The organism is Marinagarivorans algicola (genome assembly GCF_001292705.1).
Taxonomy (GTDB): Bacteria; Pseudomonadota; Gammaproteobacteria; order Pseudomonadales; family Cellvibrionaceae; genus Marinagarivorans; species Marinagarivorans algicola.
Genome location: NZ_LGAK01000078.1, coordinates 1 through 4926 on the forward strand (window position 1 = coordinate 1; position 4926 = coordinate 4926).

Below are 4926 nucleotides of genomic sequence, written 5' to 3' on the forward strand. Positions count from 1 at the left end.
CGCATTACCCACCATCACTCCTGCCCAACCCAATAACCCCATGTTATTAGCTTGGGTTCTTTATGCCTTTTATTGAATTAATGGGCTATTAGCGATTGTTTTAGCATGGCGATACAATAGTCGATAAAACTTAGTATCATTTTCTTTTTGGCATGCCTGTCTAAGTAGGTTCATTAATTTAATCAGATGTTTTGAAGCGGACTTACAGTTTTTGAATGTCTTTAATCTCTGACATTTACGCCTCGTTGATTGAAAAACTAACGTCAAGTTAAGCCGTGCGAGCACGGAGTTTGTTTTGTGCAATAATTCGCGAAGCGAAGCACAAAGGAAACGCAGTGCTTGCATCGGACTTAAACGCCTTGTTATGTGCTAAGTCGGGATCCACATTTCTGTGAAACTTTTTTTATATAAAACAACTGAACCCTTAAAAGGATTAGGCTTAGCTTTTTCGTTATAATAATTAACATCTTTAGATATAATATTTACTCTTACTTCTATTTCATCTTCTGCTATTTTTTTAACTGATAATTCTGCTTCAACTTCACAAGCGTGAAATGATGTGTAAACAAATACATTTGGTTGTTCGTCATTAGGGTTTGTTGAAATACGAATTTTAGCATTATCTAAATCTTCTTTTAATATATAACCATCTAAAGCAAATTTATAAGAATCTGGAAATGCTTCATCATCAATTGCAGTTGCTTCAATTGATAAAAATAGTTTGTCACCCTCTAAAGCAAATCCACCTTTTTCAAATTCATACTCAATATTTTCATCTTGATGCTCTAGCACGAACATAATTTATCCTCTAGCACATAACATTATATTAGACGGAATCAATCCATATATCTCAGGAACCGATTCCGTATATTTATATTTCTCGCCAATCTAGCATGCCTACAAGTCCCGCCGCAAACGACATGCAGAGCCGCACTCTTTTGGAGCACATATAGACGGAAACAATCCATGCCATTTCAGGAAAATACGGAATGACGCCTGAGCGGCATGTTGATATAGATAAAAATTCAAGGACATACACACCCAAAAACACCTTTCGAGTATAAAGAACCCACAACCCAAAAAAAACCGCTATTTAACTCATTACCCAGCCTTATCTAACGTGAAATCATAAAACACTGGATAAGCAGACATGGTACAGCCGCGCAAACAATTGATTTCGATAGGCGATACCGCTTTTTATAACATCACAACGCGCTGCGTAAGGCATAGTTTTTTGTGTGCCTACGACAAATTCAACGGTAAAAGTTATGAGTATCGGCGCTGGTGCTGCTTATTTAAGGGTGCGCCGATTGTGCAACGGTATAATAGCAGGTGAGGAGCTCTCTAAGGCTAGCAATACAAGGACACTCACCCTAAAAAATACCTACTCGAACAACCCAACAACGGATACCGGCAAGCTCTGAAACACGCGAAATTATGGCCTTATTACTTTCAGCTATCAACACAGATTAATTATTGAGTTAGGGTATATATTCAGGCAGGTCGATTTCAATTGAAGCGCGATAAAATGAAGGGTAATCGTTAGCCGAAGAGCACTTTGCAGCGCTGCCGGCTGGGTGTGCCCTTATAGCCTAATTGCAACCTTTTGAGTGAGTGCCCTACAAGGGCTATATTGCCCACAACTAAAATAGGGCTGGCGTGGCTAAAAAAGTGACAGCTAAACATAGCCGTCAGGCCCGTACAGTTATTTTTTCAAAGCCTTTGAGGCAGGATGCCGAGTGGAGCCATCAGGGATGATTTTACGGCGCTTTTGAAAAGAGTCATCGTGCGGGACGAGATATCAAAAGTGGGTACCTGCTGTGCTCAACCCGCTCCCGAAGACGTCATGCATAAAACCGGACTGCGAAGGTTTTTATCTAAGCTTGACGCTGTAAGGGCTGAAGGGTAGATTGGCCAATATTCAATAAAAATACCCGTAAATCAACTGGGGTGGACACTCGTTTTTTTTGTTTAATTCCCGCTTGTTTCGCGATATAAGTGAAGGACTATGGCTGAGCTCATCCCCACCCTCAACACTTGCCTGCCCAAAATGACCAGCGGAGAAAAGCGCTTTGCCCGCCGGTTAGAGAAGCTACTAGAAGACGACTATCTGTGCTGGTTTGATATCCCGATAGGCGGAAAGCGCCGTTATCCCGATTTTATAGTTTTGCATCCTGCGAGAGGCTTGTTGTTTTTAGAGGTTAAAGACTGGAAGGCCGAAAATCTAAAGCGCTTAAGCCATACACAGGTCGACCTTTTAACACCAACCGGCTTAAAAACCGTAGCCAACCCCATCGAGCAAGCTCGCCAATGTTGTTATCAAGTGTTGCAGATACTGGGGCGCGATAAACAATTACAGCAGCAGGTGGGCAATCATACCGGTAAGCTGTGTATACCTTATGGTTATGGTGTGGTATTTACCAATATCAATCGCAAGCAGCTGGATAATGCTATCCCAGAGGAGCATCGCAATAAACTACTGCCTAGCCACTTACTTATCTGTAAAGATGAAATGCTCGAGTCGGTAGACGCAGAAGATTTTCAAGCTCAACTATGGGGCATGTTTAACTACCACTTTGGTTCCAAACTCACGTTGCCACAAATTGATCGTATTCGCTGGCATTTATTCCCCGAAATACGTATTGATGCTGAACAAATCGCTTTACTTGATGAGCCTGACTCTGAGCTTGGCGACTCCGAGAGGAAGGCGCCCGTGCTGGCTCAAACTATTCCCGATATCGTCAAAATTATGGATGTGCAACAAGAGCAATTGGCACGCAGTTTAGGTGACGGTCATCGCGTGGTGCACGGAGTAGCCGGTTCTGGTAAAACGTTAATCTTGGGGTATCGCTGCTTATATTTGGCCGAGGCGCTGAATAAGCCTATTTTAGTACTGTGTTTTAACATTACCTTAGCCGCACGTTTGCGCAGTTTTATTGGCACGCGCGGCATTACCGATAAGGTACAGGTTTACCATTTTCACGATTGGTGCGGCGAACAATTGCGCGCTTACCATGTTGCCGTGGAAAAGGGTGATGCGCCTGTATGGGAGCGACAAGTGGCCAGCGTAATTAATGCGGTAGAGCGCGGCGATATCCCCCAAGGCCAATACGGCGCTCTACTTATTGATGAGGGCCACGACTTTCAGCCGCAGTGGTTAAGCCTAGTGGCTAAAATGGTCGACCCAGAAACACATTCATTGCTGCTGTTATACGATGATGCGCAATCGATATACAAAGCAAAGGCCGCGCTAAAATTCAGTTTGGCCAGCGTAGGTATTAAAGCGCAAGGGCGCACCACTATCCTAAGGCTAAACTACCGTAATACTCGCGAAATTTTAAATTTTGCCTACGCCTTAGCAAAAGATTATTTTGGCGCAGGCGGCAAGGAAGATATACCCCTAATCGCCCCGCAAGCCGCCGGCAACTGCGGCTCCATGCCCGTTGTAAAGCGGCTCGAAAGTCTTGAAGCCGAAGTCACTTATATAACCCGTTGTTTATTGGCTTGGCACCAGCGCGGCAAATCATGGAAAGACATCGCCATTTTGTACCCCGGTGGTACAGCCGGCAAGATCATAGCCGCGCAACTAAAAAAGCACGCCATTCCCCACGCATGGTTAGCGTCAAGTCAATTCAAAAGACACTATAATCCCGAGCTAGATCAAGTCAGTATTCTACCTATTCCTAGTAGTAAGGGTTTAGAGTTTGAAACCGTCGTTGTGCTGGATGCCAGCTTTAGCCCCATCAGCGAAGCCGAGCTAGCTGAAGATATCCGCCGTATGTACGTCGGTTTAACGCGAGCGCGGGAACAGTTGTTGGTAAGCTACCATAGGGAAACGGCTATTGGGCAATTGCTTGAAGGGTTGGGGTGAGCAAAACAGCTGGGACAGGCACTCGTTTTAGTCAGGCACTCATTTTAGTCACAACCGAGCATAATAAAAACAGACACTCACTTTTGCCCTCCCCCAGCCACAACTAAAACACCCGTCAGGCCCGTAATTATAAATAGTAAATACAATAAAATTGGTTCTAGCGCAGATAAGTGATTTTTAGTTCAAAAAACGAGCAGGTTGTTACTGATAAACCCATTCCTTTTGATATTTCATCTGCATAAGCTAGCCAGATAGAGGCGGCCCAAAGAAAGTGACCGTAATATTGATCTATTCATTAAAATAATCGTATTAACGCCCGCTTACACCCTAGCTTGATAGCTTGAGCATCGTAATGATGATTACTGTAAAGTAACAATAGAAAAACAGGCGTTAATATGCCTGAATGCCAGTCAATAAACTGTTATATATTCAACAAAAAGGTATTTATATTTATGTTAGAGTCTTATTCGGTCGCTTTTTTTGGCATATTCACAATCATACTCACGGTTGTAGTGCAAAGTCTTGTAGCAGCACAATCCAAGGCTACACAGCCAGGCGCTATCCCAGGAAAAATAGACCCATCGCTCAGCCACTGTTCATTCGTATTTCGCTCAAATAGAACATTTGCCAATTCTCTAGAAAACATTACCGTAATGCTTGGTGCGTCATTTTTAGCCATACTGGTTGGCGTTGATGCCTTGTGGGCAGGAATCATCATTTGGGTGATGGCTATATCTCGAATCATTCACATGGTTTTATATTACGCAATATCAACAGAAAAAAATCCAAGCCCAAGAAGCTATTTTTATTTAATCGCCGTATTAGCGAATATACTACTGCTGGGTTTATGCGGTTGGACTATTGCCTAAAATTGAGGTATTAAGCAATACTAACAAGGGTAATACTAACAAAAACAGGCGCTCAGCTCGTATGTTGTCGCGCTGTCGGCACGCCAAAAAAAAGCCCTTCAAAAAAGGCCCTTCGCTTGCGCGAGAGGCCTTTTTTTGGGGGCATTAAAACATACTTATATTTTACGAGTAGGCTTATATCAACAC

The 4926-nt window shown here is 43.2% G+C and carries 3 protein-coding genes; 2 read left to right on the plus strand and 1 reads right to left on the minus strand.

Going from position 1 to position 4926, the window contains the following annotated elements:
* Positions 1–369 precede the first annotated feature (369 nt).
* Positions 370–792, minus strand: a complete 423-nt coding sequence (locus tag AC438_RS15985; RefSeq protein ID WP_156317123.1) for a hypothetical protein — start codon at positions 790–792, stop codon at positions 370–372.
* 1216 nt (positions 793–2008) lie between these two features.
* Between AC438_RS15985 and AC438_RS15990 the strand changes: the two genes are divergently transcribed.
* Together AC438_RS15990 and AC438_RS15995 are read left to right on the plus strand one after the other, a co-directional pair.
* Entirely contained in the window at positions 2009–3871 is a 1863-nt protein-coding gene (locus AC438_RS15990; protein ID WP_053982266.1) for a 3'-5' exonuclease, read from the plus strand.
* Between the two features lie 452 nt (positions 3872–4323).
* Positions 4324–4740, plus strand: a complete 417-nt coding sequence (locus AC438_RS15995; RefSeq protein WP_053982267.1) for an MAPEG family protein — start codon at positions 4324–4326, stop codon at positions 4738–4740.
* Positions 4741–4926: the final 186 nt, after the last annotated feature.